The organism is Paenibacillus pabuli NBRC 13638, assembly GCF_001514495.1.
Taxonomy (GTDB): Bacteria; Bacillota; Bacilli; order Paenibacillales; family Paenibacillaceae; genus Paenibacillus; species Paenibacillus pabuli.
This window is the reverse complement of sequence record NZ_BCNM01000024.1, coordinates 25,864-52,605: the sequence shown is the minus strand read 5'-3', so window position 1 is coordinate 52,605 and position 26,742 is coordinate 25,864. Positions and strand designations below refer to the sequence as shown.

General features: G+C 45.3%; 27 protein-coding genes and 1 tRNA gene. 2 read left to right on the top strand and 26 right to left on the bottom strand.

Annotated elements, in window-relative coordinates:
- Position 1: 1 nt before the first annotated feature.
- The 18 genes from rplI to rpsF form a co-directional block, all read right to left on the bottom strand.
- Positions 2–445, bottom strand: a complete 444-nt coding sequence (rplI, locus tag PPA03S_RS26530; RefSeq protein ID WP_062327743.1) for a 50S ribosomal protein L9 — start codon at positions 443–445, stop codon at positions 2–4.
- Entirely contained in the window at positions 442–2,430 is a 1,989-nt protein-coding gene (locus tag PPA03S_RS26525) for a DHH family phosphoesterase (protein ID WP_062327741.1), read from the bottom strand. Before PPA03S_RS26525 ends, rplI begins: the two co-directional genes overlap by 4 nt.
- Before the next feature lie 11 nt (positions 2,431–2,441).
- Entirely contained in the window at positions 2,442–3,362 is a 921-nt protein-coding gene (locus PPA03S_RS26520; protein ID WP_245683739.1) for a DUF2232 domain-containing protein, read from the bottom strand.
- A complete protein-coding gene (locus PPA03S_RS26515; protein WP_024629547.1) occupies positions 3,359–3,661 on the bottom strand; it encodes a MazG-like family protein in 303 nt (100 codons plus the stop codon). Before PPA03S_RS26515 ends, PPA03S_RS26520 begins: the two co-directional genes overlap by 4 nt.
- Positions 3,662–3,923: 262 nt before the next feature.
- Positions 3,924–4,349 (bottom strand): CBS domain-containing protein, encoded by a 426-nt coding sequence (locus tag PPA03S_RS26510; RefSeq protein ID WP_062327737.1) that lies wholly within the window; start codon positions 4,347–4,349, stop codon positions 3,924–3,926.
- A 184-nt stretch (positions 4,350–4,533) separates the two neighbouring features.
- Positions 4,534–5,568 (bottom strand): LCP family protein, encoded by a 1,035-nt coding sequence (locus PPA03S_RS26505; protein WP_062327735.1) that lies wholly within the window; start codon positions 5,566–5,568, stop codon positions 4,534–4,536.
- A gap of 256 nt (positions 5,569–5,824) precedes the next feature.
- The gene (locus PPA03S_RS26500; RefSeq protein WP_062327733.1) at positions 5,825–7,417 is read right to left on the bottom strand and encodes an MFS transporter; all 1,593 of its coding nucleotides are present in this window, start codon (positions 7,415–7,417) and stop codon (positions 5,825–5,827) included.
- A gap of 232 nt (positions 7,418–7,649) precedes the next feature.
- Positions 7,650–10,070, bottom strand: coding sequence for a S9 family peptidase (locus tag PPA03S_RS26495; protein WP_245683741.1), 2,421 nt, complete (start codon positions 10,068–10,070; stop codon positions 7,650–7,652).
- A 163-nt stretch (positions 10,071–10,233) separates the two neighbouring features.
- Complete coding sequence (locus tag PPA03S_RS26490; RefSeq protein ID WP_062327728.1) at positions 10,234–11,124, bottom strand: D-alanyl-D-alanine carboxypeptidase family protein; 891 nt, start codon at positions 11,122–11,124, stop codon at positions 10,234–10,236.
- A gap of 304 nt (positions 11,125–11,428) precedes the next feature.
- On the bottom strand, positions 11,429–13,255 hold the full coding sequence (locus PPA03S_RS26485; protein WP_062327727.1) for an oligopeptide ABC transporter substrate-binding protein: 1,827 nt from the start codon (positions 13,253–13,255) through the stop codon (positions 11,429–11,431).
- A 19-nt stretch (positions 13,256–13,274) separates the two neighbouring features.
- Positions 13,275–14,180 (bottom strand): ABC transporter permease, encoded by a 906-nt coding sequence (locus PPA03S_RS26480; protein ID WP_062327725.1) that lies wholly within the window; start codon positions 14,178–14,180, stop codon positions 13,275–13,277.
- 29 nt (positions 14,181–14,209) lie between these two features.
- Positions 14,210–15,172, bottom strand: a complete 963-nt coding sequence (opp4B, locus tag PPA03S_RS26475; protein ID WP_062327723.1) for an oligopeptide ABC transporter permease — start codon at positions 15,170–15,172, stop codon at positions 14,210–14,212.
- Between the two features lie 7 nt (positions 15,173–15,179).
- Positions 15,180–16,112: an ABC transporter ATP-binding protein gene (locus tag PPA03S_RS26470; RefSeq protein WP_062327720.1), complete on the bottom strand. Its 933-nt coding sequence runs from the start codon at positions 16,110–16,112 to the stop codon at positions 15,180–15,182.
- A 4-nt stretch (positions 16,113–16,116) separates the two neighbouring features.
- Entirely contained in the window at positions 16,117–17,115 is a 999-nt protein-coding gene (locus PPA03S_RS26465; protein ID WP_062327910.1) for an ABC transporter ATP-binding protein, read from the bottom strand.
- Between the two features lie 728 nt (positions 17,116–17,843).
- Positions 17,844–18,437, bottom strand: a complete 594-nt coding sequence (locus PPA03S_RS26460; protein WP_062327718.1) for a M15 family metallopeptidase — start codon at positions 18,435–18,437, stop codon at positions 17,844–17,846.
- A gap of 217 nt (positions 18,438–18,654) precedes the next feature.
- A complete protein-coding gene (gene rpsR, locus PPA03S_RS26455) occupies positions 18,655–18,927 on the bottom strand; it encodes a 30S ribosomal protein S18 (protein WP_062327715.1) in 273 nt (90 codons plus the stop codon).
- A 55-nt stretch (positions 18,928–18,982) separates the two neighbouring features.
- Positions 18,983–19,471: a single-stranded DNA-binding protein gene (gene ssb, locus PPA03S_RS26450; protein ID WP_062327712.1), complete on the bottom strand. Its 489-nt coding sequence runs from the start codon at positions 19,469–19,471 to the stop codon at positions 18,983–18,985.
- 48 nt (positions 19,472–19,519) lie between these two features.
- Positions 19,520–19,813, bottom strand: a complete 294-nt coding sequence (gene rpsF / locus PPA03S_RS26445; protein WP_024629534.1) for a 30S ribosomal protein S6 — start codon at positions 19,811–19,813, stop codon at positions 19,520–19,522.
- A 201-nt stretch (positions 19,814–20,014) separates the two neighbouring features.
- On the opposite strand from rpsF, the gene PPA03S_RS26440 reads away from it, so the two are divergent.
- Positions 20,015–20,209, top strand: coding sequence for a YjzC family protein (locus tag PPA03S_RS26440; RefSeq protein ID WP_062327709.1), 195 nt, complete (start codon positions 20,015–20,017; stop codon positions 20,207–20,209).
- Between the two features lie 417 nt (positions 20,210–20,626).
- Here PPA03S_RS26440 and PPA03S_RS26435 read toward each other — a convergent pair.
- From PPA03S_RS26435 to PPA03S_RS26420, 4 genes are all read right to left on the bottom strand, one after another.
- A tRNA-Ser gene (locus PPA03S_RS26435) sits at positions 20,627–20,717 on the bottom strand.
- A gap of 113 nt (positions 20,718–20,830) precedes the next feature.
- A complete protein-coding gene (locus PPA03S_RS26430) occupies positions 20,831–21,040 on the bottom strand; it encodes a DUF951 domain-containing protein (RefSeq protein WP_062327706.1) in 210 nt (69 codons plus the stop codon).
- Positions 21,030–21,968, bottom strand: coding sequence for a mechanosensitive ion channel family protein (locus PPA03S_RS26425; RefSeq protein ID WP_062327703.1), 939 nt, complete (start codon positions 21,966–21,968; stop codon positions 21,030–21,032). The genes PPA03S_RS26430 and PPA03S_RS26425 overlap by 11 nt, the downstream gene beginning before the upstream one ends.
- Positions 21,969–21,982: 14 nt before the next feature.
- Positions 21,983–22,246: a putative Se/S carrier protein gene (locus tag PPA03S_RS26420; protein WP_029880815.1), complete on the bottom strand. Its 264-nt coding sequence runs from the start codon at positions 22,244–22,246 to the stop codon at positions 21,983–21,985.
- Positions 22,247–22,352: 106 nt separating this feature from the next.
- Between PPA03S_RS26420 and yyaC the strand changes: the two genes are divergently transcribed.
- Complete coding sequence (gene yyaC, locus PPA03S_RS26415) at positions 22,353–22,958, top strand: spore protease YyaC (RefSeq protein WP_062327701.1); 606 nt, start codon at positions 22,353–22,355, stop codon at positions 22,956–22,958.
- Here yyaC and PPA03S_RS26410 read toward each other — a convergent pair.
- The 4 genes from PPA03S_RS26410 to PPA03S_RS26395 all read right to left on the bottom strand — a co-directional run bounded on the left by PPA03S_RS26410 (position 22,933) and on the right by PPA03S_RS26395 (position 26,565).
- Positions 22,933–23,433 (bottom strand): DUF4446 family protein, encoded by a 501-nt coding sequence (locus PPA03S_RS26410; protein WP_062327699.1) that lies wholly within the window; start codon positions 23,431–23,433, stop codon positions 22,933–22,935. The genes yyaC and PPA03S_RS26410 overlap by 26 nt on opposite strands.
- Positions 23,434–23,653: 220 nt before the next feature.
- A complete protein-coding gene (locus tag PPA03S_RS26405) occupies positions 23,654–24,814 on the bottom strand; it encodes an aminotransferase class V-fold PLP-dependent enzyme (RefSeq protein ID WP_062327697.1) in 1,161 nt (386 codons plus the stop codon).
- Positions 24,815–24,965: 151 nt separating this feature from the next.
- Complete coding sequence (locus PPA03S_RS26400; protein WP_062327695.1) at positions 24,966–25,811, bottom strand: ParB/RepB/Spo0J family partition protein; 846 nt, start codon at positions 25,809–25,811, stop codon at positions 24,966–24,968.
- A complete protein-coding gene (locus PPA03S_RS26395; RefSeq protein WP_024629525.1) occupies positions 25,804–26,565 on the bottom strand; it encodes a ParA family protein in 762 nt (253 codons plus the stop codon). Before PPA03S_RS26395 ends, PPA03S_RS26400 begins: the two co-directional genes overlap by 8 nt.
- Positions 26,566–26,742: the final 177 nt, after the last annotated feature.

The window sequence follows — 26,742 nt, the reverse complement described above, 5'->3', positions numbered from 1 at the left end:
CTTACTCCTCCGTTACCTGTACCTTCAAGGTAGCCTTCACTTCAGGGTGAACCTTGACGGTGACTTGCGTTACGCCGAGTGTGCGAATAGGCTCGTCCAGTTCAATTTTGCGTTTATCCACTTTCAGTCCTTTTTTGCTCAAAGCCTCTGCAATTTGTTTGCTCGTAATTGCCCCGAACAAACGGCCGCCTTCGCCGGATTTTGCTTTCAGTTCGGTAACTTCTGCTTCAAGTTTCTTCGCAAGCACTTCTGCTTCGGTTTTCTCTTCTTGTTTGCGTCTATCTTCTGCAGCCTTCTGATTGTCCAGTGTTTTCATGTTTCCGTCTGTTGCCGGACGTGCGATTCCCCGTGGCAAGAGGAAGTTCTGTGCGTAACCTTCAGACACTTCCTTCACTTGTCCTTTTTTGCCTTGACCCTTCATATCTTTTATAAAAATGACTTTCATTCGAACAAACCCTCTTCCTTTTCGATTTCAGCCAGTACGTTCGTCAGCCGTTTTTCCGCCTCTCCAAGCGTTCCTTCAAGCTGCACGGCAGCATTCGTCAAATGTCCGCCACCGCCCAGTCGTTCCATCACAACCTGAACATTCATGCGCCCCAGCGATCTCGCACTGATGCCAATCAGCCCATCTGGACGCTCACTAATGACAAATGAAGCGACCACGTCGGTCATATTGAGCAATGTGTCCGCCACTTGGGCGATCATCATCTGTGGAATCTTGCTGCCAGGGTCCGTGACCGCCAGCGCAATGTTCCCATATACCATTTTAGCACGCTTTATGATTTCTGCCTTAGCAATATATTCTGACAGATCCTCTTTCATCAGCCGCTGGATCATAATGGTGTCTGCACCACTACGACGCAGGAAACCTGCTGCTTCAAACGTTCTCGAACCTGTATGGAGTGCAAAATGCTTTGTATCCACTGTTATTCCGGCTAATAGCGCCGTTGCTTCCAGCGGAGTAAATTGCACCTTGTCATGAATATACTGAAGAAGCTCCGTCACCAGTTCCGCTGCCGAGGAAGCATATGGCTCCAGATAGATCAGCACGGCGTCATTGATGAATTCCTCACCTCGACGATGGTGATCCACAACCACTACACGTGTAGCAGATTGAACCAGTTTTGGCTCCATTGTCATGGATGCTTTGTGTGTATCAACAACGACGAGCAGCGTATGCTCTGTCATCATCTGGGTCGCCTGTTCCGGTGATACAAAGGCTTTGGACAACTTCTCATCCTTGCTCACCTGTTCCATCAGACGTTCAATGGACGGGTTAGGTCCATCGAGCACAATTCGTGCCTCCACGTTATACAAGCTTGCTGCCTTCCATACCCCGATCGAAGCACCAATCGCATCCATATCGGGCATCTTGTGCCCCATGATAATGACCCGATCGCTCTCTTGCATCAAATCACGCAACGCATGGGCAATAACCCGGGCTCTCACCCGTGTCCGTTTCTCCACCGCATTGGACTTTCCACCGTAAAAGGATAACCGCTGGCCCGACTTCACGGCAGCCTGATCGCCACCGCGGCCCAGTGCCATATCCAGACTGGACTGGGCAAGTTCACCCATTTCACTGATGCTATCCGAACCGAACGCCAGTCCAACACTTAATGTCATCGGAACCTTAAGATCAGCCGTCATCTCCCGGACTTCATCCAGAATGATGAACCGACTTTGCTCCAGCTCCTGCAAAGACTTATGGTTTAACATCATGAGATAACGGTCGGAGGATAGACGACGCAGATATACTCCATATCGCTTTGCCCAAGACGTAATCTCACTCGTTACACGAGCGATCAGCGCCGTTCGCTGCTGATCATCCATGCCCTGAGCTGCTTCGTCCAGGTTGTCCAGCACCAGAATGCCCAGAGCAATACGTTCATTCTCATATCTATCACGGAGAATGGCTAACTCCGTAATCTCGTATACATATACATACCGCTCCTGAGGGTTATGAATAACCCCATAATACCGGTCGTCCAACTGGAATTCATCATGAAGTTCCTTGGTCGGTTCCTTGGACCCATCCTTCTTCTCTTTCGGTTGAGGAAGTTTGGGAAACAAATTTTGCAGCGGATTGCCAACCATCGTCTTCTCTTGGAACATATCCGCGACGAAGCGATTGTGCCACTCTACCGTACGATCTTCGCTATACAGCACAATACCGAATGGGAGCATGCTGACCGCTTCTCCCTCCATCCGTTTAATCCGGATGGACAGGCCATTAATATAGTCGTTAAGCTCACGGCGGAACGCGAGCTCCGCCTTAATCATGACGATTCCCAGCGCCGAAGCGAGTATCAGACTAATCAAACCAAGCTCCCAATTATAGATGGTCACGAACATAACAAGCAGTAGCAGCAGTATGAACGCCCATACGGTATAGTAGCCGTGCCAGCGTTTCTTGAGAAATTTAGGCATGACTCATCACCCTAACGTTTTGGTTTCGATATTGCCTCGCGAAGCGGGAACGCCAGATCGATAATCCCGATAATCCGCAGCGGTCCGATAAAGAATACGGCTGCCGCCAGCAAATACGGTACAACCGGATTCCATTTCTTTGCATGCGAGAGAAAGAAAAAGAATCCGATGGCTTGGATCATGAAACCCAGGTTAATCAGAGGCGACAGATTCATGGCAATCATGGTCCAGTACGTTCCGTCACTCTGTCTGGATATGACTTCGAACAATAATGCCAGGAAATAATACCAGATCAGAGCACGCGGCATACGCCATTCACGGGCAGGTGGAAATTTAGGTACACTAATGCCCATGACATTCAGAATTGGACGGGCAATCAGATGTGTAATTAGAGCCATGACCAGGGACGTGACCACCAAGGCGAATGGAATCATAAGCTGCGTCTGCCGTGCGACATCCTGAGTCATTTCAGGTGTCCATACAAACCCATTCACCATCTGGTTGGATGTATTCGTCAGAGGTTCAATGGTCAACCTGACCACATCATCAATATAACTCGACAAATCAAATTGGAAGATCACACTTCCAATCAACAGGAGCAGCAGATATTCAGCCAACATGGCTCCACTTCCCGCCATTAAAGCGAACAGGGCCGATTTCTTTTTCTTGTACGCATTGCCCATAATGATAGCCGGCAGGGTGAACAAAAGCAGTAGCAACAGATAAATCGGACTCAACACAGTCAAAATAATCGCCACAGGGACGAGATGCCATATAAATGATTTCACCGATAAAGATGCAAACAAAATAACTCCCGGAATCATCATGAAAAATATGGCCAAAACCGATAAAGGAGTTAACAGCGAAAGTAGCAAGAGCAGATAAATAACGCTCCAGACAGCTGATTTAAAGCTAAATTTCAACAAATTCACCTCTTACGCATGTGATCTTCTAGCGCGGAAATATCCTGGTACCAGTCTTCCAGCTGGTGACCTTCTTGTTTATGCTTTTTCAATTTCTCAACAAGCAGTGCATCCAAATCCTTGAAAGGAATACCGAGCCTGCGGCCCAATATGTAACTACTCATCATCAAGCTGGCGAGACTGTCCCCGATCCGGGTTGTACTGCCTTCCCACAACGCTTTGAATAATCGGGATACCTGATCAAGCACTTCGGTTTTCAGCCATTCAATCACTTTAGCGCGTTTGGCTACATCCAGTTCTTTAGGCATATTGGCGAAAGTCACTCTCCCCCGAAAAAGCTTTATTCTCCATTATAGCATAAAAAGGGGGGCCACAAAATTACCCCAAAAAGGCGGAGACATCCTCCGAAACTCATCTAGGTACTTTGCGGGGACCCCGTACAACAATTCATATCTTCATTAGTAAAAAATTCATCTAAGTTCGCTATTGTTGAGTTCATCTTACGTTTAACATGATACCGGACGGCTTTGATTATCCGCAATACGGCAACAAATATGAAATTTGTACAACTTACTTAGCCTTTATGGATTCCCTGGACACAATACCTTCGCAATATTCAATAATCTGACTCCGTCTTACAATGCCAATGAAACGCTCCATATCATCAACGACCGGCACAAAGTTCTGCACTTTGGCCAGATTAATCAGATCCTCCATATTAGCGTCAATGGATACCGGCTTGATATCGAGTCGAAGAGGAACGTCTTTGAGGAGAAATTTTGAAGCGTTTTCAAATGTAATCTTTCCCTCGGCGTTCTTCATATACCACAGCAGGTCTCCTTCGGTTACTGTGCCGATATATTTGCCTTCCTTATTCAAAATGGGCACCGCCGTAAACCGATGATATTCCATCCGTTCCAACGTCTGCCGCAGAGTAGAATCCGACGTTACACATGTAACTTCCTGTTTGGGCAGCAAAAAAAATGCGATGTTCATACCCTTACGTATCCTCCTTGTGAATTTCATCGTTCAACTTTTCTCGCTCAACTTACATAGTACGAATCAGAACGCAAGATGTTCCAAAAGGACATGATTTCTTCTACAAAGTAAAAAAAACAGCAGCCCGCCAATAAACGCACTGCTGATTGTTGTCTGAAACATAACGTCTGTATGGAATTGGTTACTCGATCAGCTGCCGGTCGGGAATCATCACTTCACCGGCTGGGGTCGATTGATCCATCCAGTTATTAATCAGCTCTTTGGCATATTGGACGTCTTTCTCATCTGCCTTGCCGTAATAAATTCCATCTTTCCGCATCCCTTCGCCCAGAATGGTAAAGCTTGAGATTTGCGGTTTCTCCTGAGTCAGTACCTGTTTGGCCAGATCAATAATAAAGGAAGGCTGCATATCCGTCTGGAAGCTATCTCCCATAATCTGAATCAACTCCGGAATTTTACCGATGGCGTTAAGGTTAAGCATTTTATTCGCCATCGCGTTCAGGAAAATCTGCTGCCGCTTGGTCCGATTAAAATCGTTATCCTCACGGTATCTTACATAATACAGCGCTTCCTGTCCGTCGTAGATTGGCTTACCGCCTTCAATCGTGAACTGCACATGATCCGGGTTCTTGTTCACAATGTCCTCATCAATGGGCAGCTTCACCCCGCCAAGCGCATCAACCACTTTTTTGATCCCGTCAAAGTTAATCGTTGCATAGTAACCTACATCCGCATCGAGAAACTTCTCCACCGTATTGATAGACATATTCTCCCCACCAAAGGCGTAGGCATGCGCGAGCTTGTCATAATCATCCTCACCATCCTTATTGGCATCTCGTCCAACAATCTGCACATAGGTGTCACGAGGAATGGATACCAGAAGAACACGGGATTCTTTCGGGCGAACAACAGCATAGATGACCGTATCTGAGCGACCACGCGTTTTCTCGTAGGCCCGTTTGTCCGAGCCCAGTAACAACACTGAGAACGGTTCTTTACGATATACAGCGGGGTCAGGCGTGTTATTGCCCTCCTGAGGTACATAGGAACGGGACAACTGATCTTCTACCGAACTTGCGAGAAACAGATCGAAGGCCGCTACAGCCAACTGCTGACGAAACAAATAGCCCCCGATTAACAAAACTACGAGTGATACGAGTGTTATATATAGACCTTTTCTTCGTTTCTTCTTCTTATCTTTAGTTCTGCTTGTCATCCATCGATTCCTTCTTCACTGTCAAAATGAATTACTATTCATTCCTCTATATATCATATTAAACTTTAGGAATGACTTATGACACGGTGTTCTCTGAAGTTTTCTCTATCTGAAAGAGGATACCGCTCACGCTCGTTCTATTGTAATCATTGCTGGATGATGAAAAGTTACAATACGGTTAAATTGAATAGAACAGTGTATCCTTTTGGGAGCCAAAAAAGGGCACTGTTCTATTCATATGAACTATTTATTCATTTTATCTCGGTGAGGCGGTCTCCACAAGACTCCTCTTCTCCTGGTGACGCAGCCGTCCTGTAATAAGCGCAGCTACCAGCGTGAGTACACTGAAAATGACTGCGGACCAGAACAGTCCACTGTAACCCTGACCTGTCGTTTGGTGAACGGCTTGCAGCAGCACATCCCGAATCCCCGGATCAGGAATTTGGGACAGCCCCTCGGTTAGACTGGTGAGATCGCTGCCTGATGCCGCACTGCCGCCGGAGGCATATTGCTGAAGCATCTCAGGCGGTACTTTAATGCCCTGATCCGCCAAACCATGCTGAATGTTGGTTCCCAAATTGGAGAAAGAGCGAGCCAGAAATCCAGCGAAAATCGTCGGTGCAATTGCCATGGCCATCTGGCGAAATAAGGAGCTTGTTGCTACGGCGATGCCTTTATGGTTCTCACCCGCCTGCTCGGTAACCAGCACATTCACTGGTGCTCCCAGCATCATGCCAAAGCCGACCCCTACGAGTACACTCGCGATTACAAACTGCCAAATATGCTCTACCCATAGCGGGAATAAGAGGAAACCTATAGCGGATAGCAGTCCGGCCACCGATAATGTCCAGATCGGCCCTTTGCGATCGACAAGATAACCGCCACCCCCCGCTCCAATCCCGGAAGCCAGGGCAAGCGGTGTAAACCAGTAGCCGGAAGCTGTGTTGGATACCCCAAGGTATTGTTCAACAAAGCCTGGAATGAAGATTACGGAGGCTAGAATGGCTCCCGAGAAGAAGGCAATTAACAGCGTCCAACGGAAGGACGCGATGCCCAGAAGCTGTGTGGATACGACAGGCTCACGTTGTGATCCTTCCAGTCTTTTTTCAAGAAAGTAAAAGAGAACCAGAATAACCACACCTGCCAGGAAGAAGCCATAGAACATCGGTGAGCCGAGACTTTGCAGCATATTTACGCCATCCAGATTGCTGAAGCTATACATCAGACTGAGCACGCCGAGCGTCAGTACCGTAATGCCACTCCAGTCCACTGCTGCACGACTCAGTTCCTGCTCTTCATGAATATAGCGGATACCTGCAATAAACAGCAGAATGGCAATGGGCACATTGATCAGGAACAACCAATGCCAATTCCCTGTAATGTCGAGAATAAAGGCACCGATGTTCGGTCCCAGAATCGCAGCTACACCGTTCATGCCACCGAGCAGACCGAGAGCAGTGCCCTGCCGTTCTGGGGGGAATTTACTGAGTACATATGAACTGGCAATAATGAAAATGCCACCACCGCCCAATGCTTGAATGACACGAGCGATCAGGAAGAAGGTAAACGATGTGCTTAGGGCAACAAGCAAAGATCCAATCCCGAACAAAGCAACTTCAATCAGAAACAGCTTCTTGCGACCATAGCGGTCGGAGAGCTTACCTGCAATCGGTACACTCACTGCCAGTCCGAGCGTGTAGAGCGTAATTGTCCATGCTCCCCACGTAGGTGACACCCCAAACGATGCGTTCAACGTCGTCAGGGACGAAGTAATAATCCCGTTATCCAGTGCAGCCATAAAGACCCCAACGGCAAATAGGATAAGCGGCCACTTCATTTGTTTTTGCATCACATGTTTCCTCCCCGTTCAGATTGCAGTTAGCAGCGTAGAGCTGAAATGTTACATATATATTAAACCGTATGGAATAATTATGACTCACTGGTCATTTTAGTGCAAATCCATTCCATATGTCAATTCATTAATATGTTACCTCCATCTGTTTAATCCCTTTTCCATAAAATAAAACCGTCCCACAGATTCACTGGAGCCTGCGGGGCGGCTTTCATTTCTGATTCTACTGCTATTGCTCCATCAGATGCCGATTCAGAAATTTCTCAATTGCACGGTACAGATCAAGCTGATTCTCCACATTGGCGAAACCATGTCCTTCATTGGCCTTTAACATATATGGCACATCCACGCCACGTTTGCGCAGAGCCTCCACAATCTGATCGGACTCCGCCTGTTTGACACGCGGATCATTGGCCCCCTGGACTACGAACAATGGAGCTTTCATCTGATCGATATGGAACAGTGGTGAGACAGCTGTCAGCAGCTCCTTGTCTTTCTCTGGATCACCCATGCGTTCATAGAACATGTTGCGCTCGGACTCCCAATATGGCGGTAGTGAATCGAGCAGCGTGAACAGGTTAGATGGCCCAACATAGCTAATGCCTGCAGCATAGACATCCGGTGTAAAAGCTAATCCTGCGAGAGCGGCATATCCGCCGTATGACCCACCATAGATGGCTACACGCTTCGGATCAACTGTTCCCTCTTTAACCAGCCAGTTTACGCCGTCTGTGAGATCGTCTTGCATGGCTTTCCCCCACTCTTTATTCCCGGCATCCAGGAATGCCTTTCCGTATCCGGTCGACCCACGGAAATTTACCTGTAATACGGCATAGCCACGACTTGCAAGAAATTGGATTTCCGGGTTAAAGCCCCACGAATCGCGAGCCCATGGACCCCCATGCGGAACAACAACCAGCGGCAATTGGGAAGCTTCAGCACCGTTTGGCAATGTCAGATAACCATGAAGCGTTAAGCCGTCACGCGACTTGTACGTAATAGGTTTTACATCCGACATTTTGCTCTCATCGATCCAAGGAGCCGCATCAGCTAATTTATCCAGCTTACCCGTCTTGGAATCGTAGAAGTAATAGGTACCCATCGATTTATCGCTATACGCAACGAACAGGACCTGGCCTTCATCACTTATGTTTGAAATACTCACTTCTTTACCCGGAACCTTTACCTGAATATCCTGCATCAATTTTTTGAAATCATTGTCGAAGTATTCATAGTTTATCTTGTCCGTCTCATAGATCGCTGCGAGGATTGTGCCTTTTTCTTTGGACGGTACAAAATTGGAGACATCCACATCTTTATTTTCATAGATCGTTTTCGTTACTTTCTTGCTGCCTGGGCTGTATTCCACAATAGCTGTTTTATCCCGATCCAGATTGGATACAGCATAGATGTTTTTATTGTCATACGTGAACATCACTGGCGCAAATGTTTCCCCTAGCTCAGTGGTCATCAAGTTTACGAATGGTTTATCTTCTGATTCTCGATACATCAAAGAAGAAACATTACCATCACTGGATATGGCTACACGGATTTTACCCTCATGGTCTGTAAGCCAGCCCGTGATATTGCCCGGGTTCTCTGCAGCAAGCACCGCCTCACCTGTCTTGATGTTAATCCGGTACACGTCAAAGATCCGAGGATCACGTTTATTCATGCCCACTAAGATTTCATCCGGAATATTCTCCAGGGAGTCTATCAGGATCGCTCTAGTATTCGGATATGGAGTCAGGTCCTTGCTGTTCTTGCCGTCAATATCCGTTACATAAATATGGTAGTTCTCATCTCCTGCTTCGTCTTTAACATATAACAGTTTATCATTTGTTGCCCATACAAAAGTAGCTATACTGCGCTCTGTCTCACTTGTGATACGAACTGACTTGTTCTGGCCATTCTCTTTCACCACAATATTCATCCGGTTGTTCCAAGGCTCCATGTAAGCCAGATGTTTACCATCCGCGGACATCTGGAATCCTGCTTGAGCAGGCTGTTTGAAGAAATCCTCCAGAGGCGTAACCCCTTCTGACTTCACATCAAGTCCAAGCGCCAAGTATAGCGAATCAGCGAATTCTCCATGGGATACAGAATTTTTGGCGTTAAATGCACTGCCTTCAATGATAAAATGCTGCTTAAGACGCACTGCATCCTCTGCATGCACAGCCGGAATCTTTTCCTTGTCACTGTATACAACCTGAATTCCGTTATCCTTTAGTTCAAATGCGCGGGTGAACAACGATGCCATCTGTGCACGTGTAAGTGGAGCATCCGGTGCATATCCATTGGCCTGTCCTTGAATAAGTCCACTTTGCTTCAGCGCGTAAATGGCGGGGGCAGCTTCATCTTTGGCCAGAACATCTGCGAAGCCTGTAAGAGACGCTGGGGCATCCAGTTTAAGTACACGCTGCAGAATGATTGCCGCTTCGGCGCGAGTAATTGGTGTTTGTGAATCTTGCATGCCATCTGTTATGCCGTCTATGTATCCCAGTTGCTGGAGTGTCTGTGTAGCTTTCGAAGCAATGGATTCAGCGACTGCTGCCGTAGGCTTTACCGCTTCTGCTGCCTGGACTGCTGGTTGAATCAGAGCGATGGACATCGCCATGCTAAGCGTAAGAGCATATACCTTTTTACTCATTGCGTTCAAATCATTTCCCCCTTTAAGTGAATCATTGAATAATTTGGAATTATACGTAAATCATTTTACCATGATCAACCTCAGGTTAACAGCGTAGAACGCTTCGAATATCCATTAGAGACCACTGTTTACGTAACCCGTTAAGTAATGTTCAAAATAGGGACTACTTCGAACCGGAAAATCCATAATTGAACAGCTTGCGTGTCTCTGTGAAACGTCCCTCACGACTATCCGAACCCATGACAACGGAGATCAGCCGCTTGCCATTTCGCTCAGCTGTTCCGACGAAGTGATAGCCGGAGTCCTCATCATATCCGGTCTTCAATCCATCATTTCCATCATAGGCATATGGGCCACCAATGGAGGACAACATCCAGTTGGTGTTGCTCATATACATTCCCTTTTGGTGCATCGACACCTGCATCTGGCTGGACACTCTTAAGATTTCGGGGTGATTATTGAGCAGATAGCGTGCAAGCTTACATGCATCTAAAGCAGTCATAACGGTCTGCCCTTGTATTTCCTTTGGACGATTGGGGCCAAGCAGTTTTTCACTTAAACCTGTTGAGTTCGTAAATACCGTCTTATCAGACAATCCTAGTTCTACAGCCTTCGCATTCATCTTTTGTGCAAAAGTCTGCTCTGTCCCACTGATATGTTCAGCCAGCGCAACCGCAGCATCATTCGCCGAATAAACGGCCACAATCTGAAATAATTCCTGTACAGTGAACTGTTCTCCTTGTCTCAAAGCCAAGTGAGTGCCACCTACCGAGCTCGCATACAAGCTGATATTAACAGGATCGTCCCAACGCACCTCTCCGTTGATTACAGCTTCCATCACAAGCAGTTCTGTCATTAATTTGCTGATCCCTGCAGGTACAATGGGTTCAGAACCATTAAAGTTGATTAGAATCTGTTCAGAGTTCATATCCATTAAAACAGCCGATTCAGCTTTTATTCCCGGTTTGCCCACCAGCATGTCCGGTTTAACACCCAAATATATAATGACCAGTAGAGCCAGCAGCATTCCTGCCCGTATCCACCATCTTTTCATCGGAAAATCACCTCTTACTGATATAGACGAAGCGAAGAGGCATTTTGTCTGCAATTTTTATAAAAAAAGTTAAAATTTTTTTATTTTTTTGTTACCAAAAAAACATGGACTCCATACCCCCATGCCAGAGTGTACGAAATCCATGTTATTAATGAATAATTTCTATTATACCTAGAAGCATCTTTTCTCCCATTAGAACTAGCAACCGACTTCTTAAAGGACCCCAATCCTTATTGTTGCTACATCATCGAGAGTAACCTTTTTCTGAAACCAAGGCACTTAAAGATCTATCAAGTGCTTTTTATTACTCAGCTACAACAGGTTTATCTGCATTAACTTGAATGTCATTCAGATATAGACCTGTTCCGTCACCAATCGCGTAGTTCATTACACGTTTGTTCACCGGTGCTACAACAGCACGGTACAATGTCGGGAATACAGGAACTTCATCAACCATGTACTGCTGCCATTGGTTGTAGATTTCCTTACGTTTATCTACGTCAAACGCTTCAGCAGATACACCTTGTGCGAGCAATTTGTCGTTTTCTTCGCTAGAGAATCTGGAGAAGTTATACAGTGCATCTCGGCCGTAAAGGCCTGCTGGGTCTACGTCAATACCAACGCCCCAAGCAGCTTGATACACATCAATGTTCGGATCATCTTTACCTGTGTTACCTACACGGTCATAGAAATTGTTGAACTCAACCATTTCAAGGTTAACTTTCAGACCAATCGCTGCCCATGATTGAACATAGTAACGTGCCAGTGGTTCAGCTGTATCGCCACCTGTCATGGATACGAAGTTGATTTCCAGTGGGGAACCGTCCGGTTTCGTACGGAATTCACCATCCAGTTTGTAACCTGCTTCATCCAGCAATTTCTTGGCTGCTTCAGGGTCGTAAGTCACACCCGGATTGTTGGAATCATGGAATTCTGGGTGAGAAGGCGGAATCAGTGTTGTTGCATTCCAACGCAGACCGTTGTAGAAACGTTTACCCACCTGGTCATTATCTACAGCCATCCACATCGCTTTACGCAAGTTTTTGTCAGCCATTTTTGCATCCGGGTTTGTTGCTACTTTTCCATTTGCTTCATCCCATGTACCCAGTTTGAAACCGATGTACGTGTAAGCACGATCGATTGCACCCAGGAACTCCACGTTGGACATATTGGCATTATCTTTATATTGATCTGTCGGGAACGCATCCACAAGGTCAACGCCACCCGATTTCAGTTCTTGAACAACCGTTGTCGGGTTGATTACTTTCACAGTCACTTTGTCCAATTTTGGAGCTCCACGCCAGTAGTCTTCGTTTTTAACGAAGGTTACAGACTCACCTGGAGTGATCGTTTCCACTTTAAATGGACCAAAACCGATTGGTTTCTCACGTACTTCTTTGGAAGAAGACATTTTCGCTACATCCATATCACCAAAGATATGCTTAGCCAGCGGATACGTCCATACGCCACCTGTCAGCAGGGAAGGTGTAGACTCCTTGTACGTGATGCTAATTTTCTTATCACTAAGCACCTTGATTCCAGAGATCGTTTTTGCTTTGCCAGCATGATATTCATCCATACCCACTACACTTGTGAAGTTGGAATCATAACGAGGACCATCGTAAGCCTTGTTACCAATAACTTCATAAGCAAACTGCAGATCTTCAGCCGTTACCGGCTTGCCATCATGCCAGTTGACATTATCACGAATAGTCAGTGTAAACGTTTTGCCATCTTCCGATGTTTCATACGTTGCTGCACCATCGTTGGTATACACATAGTCTTTATCCCAAGTCAGCAAACCTTCGTCAAACCATTGCAGAACCATTGCATCCGGATTACCGGAATAGAAGTTAAAATTCAATGTTCCTTCAAACGCAGTATCAGATACCAGTCCATATGTGATGGACCCACCCTCAATTGCAGTGCCTTCATTCGTTTTTACATTTTTGAAGTCGTCGATGGAGTACACTCCCTCTTCATTAGCAGGTTTTTCCTCAGTTTTTGTCTCCCCTTTGTTCGTAGAAGGCGTTGGTGTTGCTGCCTCTTTCTCCGAGCACGCCGCAAGCGCCAGTACGAAGACCAACATCATCGTGAAAAATAGTCCCCTTGAAAAAAATCCCTTTTTCATGAACCTTTCCTCCCTTTTCTTAACCTCTTCTTTGTCTTGCATCAGTCGCACGCTTCAGGGCCTGTCCGACATTATTTATACTCAACATCAATACCAGAATAAGTACTGATGCGGGTAGCCATATCCACCATCTGGATTCCAATGTTTGCGGATTACGAGCATAGCTTACGAGTGTTCCAAGACTAGGTGTGCTTTCGGGAAAACCAAATCCCAGGAAAGACAACCCGGATTCGAGGCCAATGTTGGCAGCGAGGTTTAACGTCATCGTTACGATGATAATGGAGCTAAGATTAGGAAGAACCTGTGAGAGCATGATCTTCAGATGGGAAGAACCTAATGTTTTTGAAGCTTTGACATATTCCAGTTCACCCTCTTGTAACGCTTTGGAGCGAATCAGCCTCGCAATCCCCATCCAAAGAAATCCGGTCATAATTAACGAGAAAGATACAATATTATATTTGGGTACTGCAGTAACAAACGCGATAACAATCATCAGCATCGGCAGGATACTGAAGAAGTCAACAACCCGCATAAACAGGTTATCGATCATTCCACCGAAGTATCCAGATAACAAGCCAACCAGGATTCCTATAATACCAGTCAATAGTGTAACTATAATACCGATGGACAGAGAGTTACGTGTACCGATGATCAGTTGTCCGAATACATCGCGACCACCGTAGTCTGTCCCCAGCCAATATTGTGCGGAAGGCGGTTCATATAAGGCAAACAAATCTACCTTAACAATTTCTGCTTGATCCAGGATCAAAGAAGTACCGTAGACCAGCAATATGACCAGTCCCAAAAATATGAGCGAGATTAGTGCCACCTTATCTCTGACAAGCTCCCTCCACAAGATACTCAAGCTGGAGGGGCTTTTATCAACCTTCTGTGAAGTTATAACGACATCTTTGGCCTTGCTCATCTTATTTTCACCCCGAAATCTTCAAGTTCTTACTTGATCCGTATACGCGGATCAACAATTCCCAGAATAATGTCAGACAGCAGCGATCCCAGGATTGTAGCTATGCCATATAGAAGGACGAGTGCAGTCACCACACTGAAATCCCGAAGGGATATCGAATTCAGGAATAACTGACCCATACCCGGATAACTGAATATGCTTTCAATGAAGATGGTACCGCCAATAAGTCCCGTAATCTCATAACCGAAAAATGCGGCGATCGGCAGCAGGGAGTTTCTTAAAATATGCCTGTTGTAGATTCGGGATTCTGAGGCTCCCTTGGCTCTCGCAGTAAGAACGAATTCCTTGTGCTTGATATCGATAATTTCACTACGCAAATATTGGACGGTAGATACCGTTGTAATCAATGCCATCGATAATGCTGGTAATAACAGATGATAAAATTTGCTTGCTACATAGTCGAATGTACCTGGCGTAAGTCCAGGTTCCACGCTTCCCCCAGTTGGGAACCAGCCAAAATTGAATCCAAAAATCCACAACATCACCAGTGCGAAGATAAACAATGGAGCTGCAAAGCCCAAGTAGGTGTAACCTGTGATTAAGCGATCGGACCAAGTATCGTTATAACGTCCGCTGATAATGCCAAGTGGAATGGCGATCAGATAAGTAAATACAAGTGTCGCCAGTGCAAGCCAGAACGTATTGGCAACACGTTGACCAATCAGATCAGATACAGGCATCTTGAAACGGAAGGATTGCCCGAAATCACCGACAGCGGCATTTTTGATCCAATCCCAGTATTGTACATACCATGGATTGTTTAACCCGAGTCGCTCCCGCTGTTCATCCAGCGCTTTTGGGTCAATGCTTGGATCAAGCAGTCCCGTAAGTGCATCCCCAGGCATCGCTTTGGCCATCAGAAAGACCAACAGGCTAAGCAAAAAGATCTGAGGGATCATAATGATAATTCTGCGTACTATCGTTTTCCACATATGGCCTTCAACCTTTCTGAGGTAGAGCTACTCGGTGAGTATCGGAAATGGATTGGAGCGAGTAAGCAAGCCCTTCCTCATCAAAGAAATTCCGGTATGATTGTTCATACTCGGACTTAATCTGCTGACGGAAGGCTATCATTTCCTCACGCTTGGTTGGGTCCATATCCGGAATGGCTGCAATTAAACGCTTGGTATAGATATGTTGTGGATTCTCAAAGATATCATCGGTTGTGCCCTGCTCCACATATCGACCTTTATACATAATTCCGATCTGATCACACATATGACGAATAATGCCAAGATCGTGACTGATGAACAGATAGGTCAGATTCAACTCTTTTTGAATTTCCTGCATGAAGTTAAGCACCTGAGCTTGTACAGATACATCGAGTGCGGATACTGGCTCATCTGCAATGATCAGCTTTGGCTTCAGTGCTATCGCACGAGCAATCCCAATCCGCTGTCGCTGTCCTCCGGAAAACTCATGAGGGTACTTATAGATCGACTCCGGGCTCAGGCCGACCTTCTCCAGAAGCTCCCTGACCTGGCGTTTCTCTTCCGCAGCCGTCAGTCGCTCATAATTGCGGAGTGGTTCAGCAATTATGTCGATGACCCGTTTCTTGGGATTAAGAGAAGAGTACGGATCTTGGAAGATCATCTGCACATCGCGTTGCAGCTGTCGATCTTTCCGCCTCTCGGTAGCCAGATCTCTTCCATTAAAAAGAATTCTCCCGGCCGTCACATGGTTCAGACCGATAATGGCTCTGCCTGTCGTGGTCTTGCCTGAGCCAGACTCACCTACAAGACCATAGGTCTGTCCTTGCTCAATGGAGAAGCTCACATCGTCGACCGCCTTGATGTTGCCAATTTCACGCGTGATCAACCCGCCGCGAATCGGAAAGTGTATTTTGAGTCCTTCTACCTCGAGTAGTGCCATTATGTTATTCCTCCTCAGCTTGGTCAGGGAAATGAAAGTGCTGGTAACAGGTACACCGTACAAAGTGACCTGGCGCAATTTCATGCATCTGTGGGTTTTCTTCATGAGCCGAATCACTTATCCATGGAATTCGAGCCTTGAAACGGCACCCTTGGCGAGGAAGATTTTTCAGTGAAGGAACAATGCCTTGAATCACATGAAGCTTCGATTTTTCTTCAGAGATGGTAGGAATCGAGTTTAGTAGAGAACGTGTGTATGGATGTTTGGCATCCGTCATTAGAGTATAAATATCTGCAATTTCAACAATTTCACCTGCATACATGACTGCCACGCGATCAGCCATCTCGGCAACCACTCCCAAATCATGCGTGATCAGGATAATTCCTGCGTTAATCTCATTCTTCAATTCCCGGATAAGCTCCAGAATTTGCAGTTGGATCGTAACGTCAAGGGCTGTCGTTGGTTCATCAGCAATCAGCAATTCAGGTTTATTGGCAATCGCAATCGCGATAACAACTCTCTGTCTCATACCACCCGATAGTTCGTGAGGATACTGCTTGTATATATGTTCGGGACGCGGAATCCCTACTTGGTTAAGCAAATCAATAACTTTGTCTTTCTTCTCTTTCGAAGATAGCTTGGGTTGATGCAATGTCAGAGTCTCTTCGATCTGCTCACCGATCAACATCAGAGGGTTTAATGCGGAAAGAGGGTCTTGAAAGATCATCCCCATTTCATTACCGCGGAGTTTGTTTAACTTGTTAGGCGAAATATTCGCTATATTCTGCCCTTTGTACAGAATCTCACCGTCAATTCTGGCTTTGTTATGTAACCCCATAATTGAAAATGCAAAGGCGCTTTTACCTGATCCTGATTCTCCCACAATAGCCAACACTTCATTTTTCTTAACCGAAAGGTTAACGTGATCAACTGCCGCATAATAGTCATCTTCAATTCTGAATGATGTAGTTAGATTTCTGACTTCCAGTAGCTCTGTATTCAAATCAATCACCCTAACCCCATAATTTCTGCAGACTGTATTCAAGTGTAGAAGAATGCATCCACTGTATATTTCCATGTTCTTGAAGATAATGAACGAAAGTTTATACAAAATACCAATTCATTAGGAGAATCAGGTTTCCGTGCTGGTATTTAGACCGATGGTCAATTAATGTTGATAATTCCTAGCGGGATTATTAAGCCAAATAATTAATGTAATCATACGTGTAAATTTAGGTGACGTCAATGCTTATTTTGAGATTTTTGGTATAAATGTTTTTAATAATACAGTTATGGATATTAGTTATACTTAAAAGGTAAATATCAAGGGATTTTAGGGACCTAAGTGTACTTTTAAGGGTCAGATAAATTTCAGTAGAAGATTGAACTTTCTAAATATATTACATTGACATTACATAACATGTAAACTAAATGTTAATATTTGTTATATAAACAATTATAATGTTAGGTGTGAGGGATTTATGGAGGTGGATTCCAATCTGGAAGCAAACTTGTTTACTAACTAAATTATACAAACATAGCTAAGCTTTATATAAGCTACCGTATCGTAATGAAAAATCTAGTTATTATAGTATAGTTTTATTTATTCGTTTATGTAAAGAACAAATTGTAATCTTTTATCATTTATTTTACAAAAGAAAGAAAAAAGCCCTGCAAAATGCAAGGCTTTTCTAATATTTATACAATTAGATGTATATATAATACCTATGTTCAGTGGGATTCTGGAGGTCTCTTACCACGCTTTAATTCATTTATACTAAGTCCGAAGTCCATTTGCAGATGAGGATAATCCGGAAAGTTGGCCCAATCCCCGCCCCATGTAAACCCCAATTCTTTCGCAAGCTCAACAACTTCCATCCAATCGGCCTGCCCATTCCCGTTATCATCCCGATCCATGTCCCAGACCACATCACCCTCAGGAGTGCGCAATGCAAAATCAATTGCTAGTCCGTAATTGTGATAAGAGTCTCCTCCTTGCGCGTTGGTTACAATACTGCCCGCACTCGAACGCCCTTGATTATACAACGCATCTTGTTCCTCTATACTGCGGTAACCGTGTGTAACTACGATCTCTATTCCCTGCCTTGCCGCCTTCCGAACCAACAATTTTTCACTTTCTGCTACTACCGGGTGAAGTCCTGTGATTGGCATCACATCTTGCATGTTATTTCCTGGCCATATATCATAGGTGTCTCCTTTTTGCTGCAGCCAGATATATATAATGGAAAGTAGCAACGTAGCTACAATCCAGAATCGCAGACTACTCCTTCGTTGCTTTTTTACTTTACGTTTGGTTGTATTCATGCTCTCTCCTGATGATGGAATCTATAATCGTTGAACGCACCCTACCAACTACTCAACAATACAGTAGATTCTATTATAAATCATTTGAGCGGTAATTGCTTCATTCATGCAAGCTTCACGTCCTGCCATTAAGGAGTTGCCTTTATTTTATGTAATCTATATATGCAAAAAAGCAGCCGGCTATAAGCCGACTGCTTTGTATCCATGCTGAGTAAGACTACTCAGTTGTGTATGGCAGCAATGCGATTTGACGGGAGCGTTTGATGGCAATCGTCAGCATGCGTTGATATTTAGCGCTAGTACCTGTTACACGGCGCGGCAAAATTTTACCACGTTCGCTGATAAATTTACGAAGCAAGTCCGTATCTTTATAATCGATGTGAGTAATTTTGTTAGCTGTGAAGAAGCACACTTTACGACGTTTGTTACGGCCGCCACGGCGAGCCGGTCTTTTATCGTTGTCTCCGCCTTCTCTTTGCTTGAAGCTCATGCTTTTCAGTCCTTTCCTATCGTTAAGCCAATCACTCTAAGAGTGTCGGTTCACGTTAAAATGGCAAATCATCATCCGATATATCAATCGGTTTTCCGTCATCGGAAAAAGGATCCTGATTGTTGTTGCTACGCGAATTATTGTTATTGTTCGCGCGCCCGCCGCCTCCATAAGAAGGCTCTTCACGCATCGGTTGCCCACCGCCGCCACCGTTATTATCACGGTTAGCTGACTCCAAGAAACGGACGTTATCGGCAATGACTTCGGTCACGTATACACGTTTTCCTTCGTTATTCTCGTAATTCCGTACTTGAATGCGTCCTTCGACTGCAGCTAGGCGTCCTTTGCGCAAATAGTTTGCACAAGTCTCAGCAAGCTGTCTCCAGGTTACGACCGGAATGAAATCCGCTTCCCGTTCTCCCCCTTGGCTTGTAAACGGTCTGTCCACTGCCAAAGTAAATTGCGTAACTGCTACTCCAGCTGGAGTATAACGCAACTCAGGATCCCGGGTTAACCGGCCGATCAGAATGACACGGTTCAACAATGTAATCCCCTCCTTCAGAGCGTATTGGTGCGTTGATCACGAGTTGTCTTAAGCAGACTTAACGTCGTTTGTAATGAGATAACGAATAACTTCGTCAGAAATCTTCATGAGACGCTCAAGTTCAGTAACAACTGCTGGTTCAGCAGTGAAGTGTACCAGAACATAAACACCATCACGGAATTTCTTGATCTCATACGCAAGACGGCGTTTACCCATAACGTCGTGAGCTGTAACTTCACCACCGCCGTTGGAGATGATGCCTTGGAATTTATCGACTGTAGCTTGAACAACTTCTTGCTCAACATCAGGACGAATAATGTACATCACTTCATATTTGCGCATAATTTTCACCTCCTTATGGACTCTGGCCCTCAATCCAGGTTGAGAGCAAGGAACGAGCACAAACTCGAACTATATTAATATAACAAAAATGCAGTCTCAATGCAAGCAAACGTTCCCTCTTCTTATTACACATGATCATAACTCCAATGGAGCACACTACAGAAGCAGCATTGAAATCCATTATGCCAAGGAGGTTTTATCATGGGCGAAAAAACTGAGTTTGAACCAGGAGACAAAGCTCCAAACGATGGGGAATACACTGAGGTTGGCGAGAAAAGCTTTCATACAGAGATTAACAATCCGAAACGGATAACCCTGCAAAAGGGTGAAAGCTTCCCTGAAACGAGCAACCAAAATCGCAAGTGGAAAAAGCTGACCAAGGCCCGCGTTCACTAATCGCAAAGAATTTTTTCAAAATGCTGTATATAAAACGTACTAATGCACATAATACAATCAGGCGGTGCACGAGAGAGGTGTGGTTCCGTTGGACAACGAAGCCGAACATTCACTGTTGGAGATTCATCACGTAATTTAAGAAGCAAGATGGTTGTGTGAAAGGCCTTGTCTGAAGCACGAGTATTGCAATAGCAGTACGTACGCCAGGTTTCTTGATCGTTACGACCGATTGTTTCCTAACAAACCGAATGCACCGCCGAATGAAGAGCCCTTAGGGGCTCTTTGTTTTTTTCAATTCGACTGTTTATTAGACAATGAATCACAAATAAAAAGACCTCCCAACTGGAAGGTCTTCTTTCATATATAGATCTCAACTCACGTTGATTCATTTATAGTTTCACTAAACTGATTGATTAGTGGCGGAAAGGGTGGGATTCGAACCCACGCACGCTGTGACACGCCTAACTGATTTCGAGTCAGCCCCCTTGGGCCTCTTGGGTACCTTTCCGCAGCAATAATGATTATAGCATGATCATTTACAGAACGCAATACCCAAGCCCTACCTACATGTAAACGGTGTTATAGGCAATACAACAAGTGAAAATTTACACCGTTATTGCATTAGGATTCAGCCAAATCCTCTGACGAGCGAAGTACCTTTTTCATGTTTTTTTCGAATTTCGCTCTAGGAATTAGAACGCTATGTTTACACCCTACACACTTGATGCGGATATCCATGCCCATCCGGATGATTTCCATCTCATTGCTGCCACATGGATGCTGCTTTTTCATTTGCACAATGTCCCCAAGCTGAAAAATTTTACGCTCCACCTATGCCATCCCCCTCATCCTTCTCCTGAGCTGCTGCTTGCTCTAATGCTGCCTGATTGCTCATTTCACGATACTCCATTGCTTTCTTCACATCACTCTGAATTTGACGCTCTACAGAGGCTCTGGAGTTCGGCAGGCACTCAGCAACAATGCGAACCACATATTCCGAGGTAGACATCGACTGAATTCCAAGCACGTCTGGTACTTTAACGATATTCAGATCCCGATCCTCAATTCCAGCCAACGCCCGTTTCACCAAGTGCACAGACTCGTCCAGGGTCTGTTCACCCTTCATGGGAATGTCCACAACCGCAAGGGAATTCGACATGGAGAAGTTCGTTACACTTGCTATCGTACCATTAGGAATGATGTGCACCTCACCCTGCCAACTAACCAACTTGGTCGTTCTCAGGCCAATGACTTCAACCGTCCCTTTATAGGTGCCTGTCTGAATGACATCGCCTACTGCAAATTGATCCTCCAATATAATGAAGAAACCGGTAATAACATCCTTCACCAATCCCTGCGCACCAAAACCAATAGCCAGTCCAAGTACTCCTGCACTCGCCAGCAATGGTCCGACTTTCACATTGATCTCAGATAACAGTAACAGGATCATAATGAAATTACATGTTATGGAGGTCGCATTTTTCATCAACTCTCCCACCGTTATAAATCGGCGTGGATTGACCCGAATCTTGCCTTCCTGCTTACGTGCCATCGTGCGATCTATAATACGTGATACAATTTTGATCACAATACGCGTAATAATGAAAATAATAATAATGCGGATCGAACTGAACAGAATATTAAACCACATATCTGCATCAGCGACTTTGTTCCATAATTTATCTGTCCAGCTTATAGCACTTTCTAAGACCTTTTGCGGAGTCTCCTCATCCCCTGAAGCCAACTTAAATGGCAACATAGATCAAACCTCCTCTACATGGGTATGTTATCATAGCTGTCAGCGGTTTTGAAATAGAGGCCGCGGATCTCCACAAACTCATTACGAATGATCTGCTTTACTCTCTCCAGATCTTCTTTCGGAAATTGAATACATAGAGCACAGCCCGCTGTGATCTCTTTCGGGGTAGGGAATAAATCAATCTCTATCTCGGCGAACTCCAACAGCATTTCTGCCCGCAGTGCCTGCTGGGTAGAATCAAAAGCAATCAGCATCCAATCATCTATCCACTCGTCCATGTCCTGCTCCTTTCAATCCCTTTGAAAAAGCTTGTCCTCACGAAGTATAAAACGTTCTATCCTTCCATATACTGTTACTACCATTCCAAGGGAAAGGATAGATCCTATGAATCCCATCTCGCATTCCTTTTCATCTCAAGACATGACCAGTCTGAAAATTCCACATACCGATCCAGGTATTCACTCAGCCATCATTCATCGTTTAATGTTTCATCTCTATAAAGCCCATTCGCTGCAAAATGTAGTTGTTGTCTGCATTGGTACAGACCGATCTACCGGAGACTGCCTCGGCCCGCTCGTTGGTTCGTCGCTTGCCAAGTGGGACAGCCCTCTATTCCATCTCTACGGTACCCTGGATGAACCGGTACATGCGATGAACCTGCAGGACACCCTTCACAAAATACAAGCCACCCATCACAATCCTTATGTGATTGGCATTGATGCCTGCCTGGGACAATCATCGAGTGTCGGATGCATCCAGGTCGTGAATGGACCGCTCAAACCGGGTGCAGGTGTAAATAAAGAATTACCGCCGGTCGGCGATATCCATCTTACAGGTATCGTTAACGTCGGCGGCTTTATGGAATACTTTGTTCTGCAGAATACACGTCTCAGTCTTGTTATGCGTATGTCCGAGATTATATCAAGCAGTCTATACTCGGCCATTCGTGAATGGCACACACGCTCTACTCTGCTTGCTGTGCCAGAGTAATGGCTTCCTTCTCCTCTGGGGATAGTGTATACGTGGACTCTCCCCCCTTTAGAGGTTTGGCATATACATAGGAGCCGTCACGATTATAAATACCAGTTAGCACCATACCATCTTGGCTATCGTTCACCATGGCCATCGAGAAACTCAGGTCACTGCCAAGCTCTCCATAAGCGTTGTACCTTTTCACGCCCACTTTACCCTGAATGCGGGTCACCTTCTGCATGACAGCCTGTAACTGATCTGTTTGCAGCTTATGTTCGTCCTCAATGCTGTCCATCTGAATTTTCAGATTGATCAACAGTGACTCCAGATCTTCCACTCCGCTGCCAGCCATCATGGCTTCATATTTCCGTTTCAACTTTCGTAACTTTGCGCCCTGAGCGATACTTACGATGAGCAAGATCACCATAAGTAAAGCCATGCCGCCAATAATCCATATCAGCTGTTCCAGAATCAGCTCATTTAATTCAGCCATGTAGTGCAACTACCCCTCTGTTGGTTTGTTCAGATTAACGTCTGTAGCATCAAGCCTCTTCCACTTCATTGATCATTACATCCAGTTAAGCCATCACACGTTCAAATGATCTCTCATGCCTACCTATCATTCACCAGATAACCCTTGTAATTAATCATCATTTTGCGCTCTTGCACCATGCTCTTTAAGCATTGGAAATTCATATTTCATTAGGATTGCTTCATATGATTTTTGATGCAGTTAATTCAATAACCGCTTCGATTAAGGCATCTACATCTTCTTTTGATGTATTATAGCCCACACTCGCCCTGACTGCCCCACTCGCTGTTGTCCCTGCCGATTCATGGGCAAGAGGTGTGCAGTGGAAACCGGAGCGCACAGCAATGCCATAATTCCGATCTAATTGAAACGCTAGCTGCGCCGAATCATATCCCTCAACAGTAAAGGATAACAAGCCGGTACGCGGCTGTCCAATTTCAGGACCAAGCATTCGAATTCCCTGTACCGATGATAAACCATTCATCATATGCTGAGTCAAGTCCCACTCCTGTTTATAAATCAATTCAGGGTTCAGCTCAAGCACATGCTGGACTCCAGCTGTTAGCCCGGCTACACCTACCGTATTCGGCGTACCCGCCTCATAGCGGTCAGGACGAACCAGCGGCTGCTCAATCGCTTCAGATTGACTGCCTGTTCCTCCATGAAGCAACGGCTGCACATCCAGCTCAGGAGCAATATACAGACCACCTGTTCCTTGTGGCCCCAATAGTCCCTTATGACCTGGAAAGGCCAGCATATCAATACCGAGATGCCTTACATTCACAGGCATAATTCCAGCACTTTGAGCAGCATCTACAAGCAAAGGCACATGATGTTTCTGACACAACAGTGCAATCTCCCCAATGGGCATAATACTCCCCAGCAGGTTCGAGCTATGCGTGCAGACAACCAATCTTGTATTGGGGCGAAACATACTTGCGAACCGGGTCAGATCGATTGCACCCGCAGCATTAACAGGTACATAATCAACCTCCACATTTCGAAGTCTGCGCATGTACTCCAGTGGTCGCCTTACTGAATTATGTTCAGCCATGGTAGCAATAACATGATCGCCTTCTCTTAACCAACCTTGAATAGCCAGATTCAAAGCTTCGGTTGTATTAGCTCCCAATGCAATGTCGTTAGCATTACTAATACCAAAAAGAGTGGATAGCGACTTTCTAGCACCAAATAGCACCCGACTCGCCTGTACAGCCATTCGATGACTGCCTCTGCCCGGGTTGGCCCCTGCAATCTCCAGAGCCTTTATCATGGCTTCCCCGACAGCAGGTGGTTTAGGCCATGATGTCGCCGCATGATCCAGATAGATAACTCCCTCCACCTCACAACCACCCCTGTCCCTAATTGATTGTTCTTCCTGGGTAGGTCTTATAAAACAAATAATGACATATCGTTTCTCCATGGTACAGAGGCGATATGTCATCACATGAAAAAGCCCCGCATGTTGTAAATGGATCATGGAATCCTGACTACTATTGCAACAGTTCCAACAGTCGCTCCAGATCTTGTTTGCTGTAGTAATTGAGCTCGATTTTCCCTTTATCTTTGTTATGCTTAATTTTCACCGTTGTTTTAAATCGTTCACGCAACGACTCTTCTACTGTATCAATAAATGGATCCTTTTTCTTTACCTTGGATTTGGCCTTGGCCTCACCTGATTTGGAACGATCCAACTGTTGAACAGCCTCTTCGAGTTCACGAACACTCCACTGCTGATCAATGGTTTGTTTTGCTAGTTGTTTAACAAGGACTTCATCTTTAACTCCGACAATAGCACGGGCATGTCCCATCGACAATGTTCCACGTGAAACATGATCCTTCACTTCTTCAGGCAATGATAATAATCGGAGGAAATTAGCGATATGGGAACGGGATTTGCCCACTTTTACAGAGAGCTCTTCTTGGGTTAATCCAAACTGGTCCATGAGCCCCTGATAAGCAACTGCAACCTCCATCGCATTCAGATTTTCCCGCTGCAAGTTCTCGATCAAAGCAATCTCCATAACCTGCTGATCACTGAAATTACGAACTACGGCAGGCACAGTTGCATTGCCGCAATATTGGGAAGCTCTGAAACGCCGTTCACCAGCAATGATCTCATAACCTCTCAGAACAGGACGTACAATAATCGGCTGTATAACACCATGTTGACGGATTGACTCAGCTAGTTCATGTATCGCATCTTCATCAAATACTTTACGAGGTTGGTAAGGATTTGCCCGCAGCTGACTAATCGGGATTTCTACGACTTTATCATCGTCATTAATTGAAAGCGAAGGAATGAGGGCATCAAGACCTTTTCCAAGCCGCTTACTCATAAGAAATCACTTCCTTTGCGAGCTCTAAATACACTTCAGCCCCTCGGGATCGAGGATCATACGTAATGATAGACTGACCATGAGAAGGGGCTTCGCTAAGCCGCACATTACGCGGAATAATGGTCTGATACACCTTCTGTTGGAAATACTTTTTCACTTCTTCAATCACCTGGATGCCCAGATTTGTACGCGCATCAAACATTGTCAATAATACCCCTTCAATCTGCAGGGAGGTATTCAGATGTTTCTGCACCAGACGAACGGTATTGAGCAATTGACTCAATCCTTCAAGTGCATAATACTCACACTGAATCGGAATGATCACCGAATCGGAAGCTGTCAACGAGTTGATCGTTAACATACCAAGGGAGGGTGGACAATCGATTAGTATGTAATCATAATTTTTTTTCACCATGGCGAGTGATTTTTTCAGACGAACTTCCCGTGATATCGTGGATACCAGTTCAATCTCGGCTCCGGCAAGCTGAATCGTTGCAGGTATAATATGAAGGCCTTCAATTTGAGTTTCCACAATCGCTTCCTGAGGTGGAACTTCATTAATGATGACATCATATATGCAATTGGCCACATCTGCTTTGTTGATCCCGACTCCACTGGTTGTATTCCCCTGGGGGTCAATATCGACAAGCAATACCCTTTTCCCGAGCGAAGCCAGTCCTGCACCCAAGTTAACAGATGTCGTCGTTTTCCCCACACCGCCCTTTTGATTTGCTACGGCCATAATCTTAGACAATTACTTCACCTCAAATAAAATAGGAGTCTTTTCTTGTAGGTTGTGAACTACAGTTAACAAAAGCAGGTGGCTATCATCCACTCAAACATCAACTTCTTCATGGTGCTACTTCTATGCTGTTCAGACATCCTCCACTTTATAGACAGAAAAAGCGGCCCATTGCCGCCTTAAGCTTCA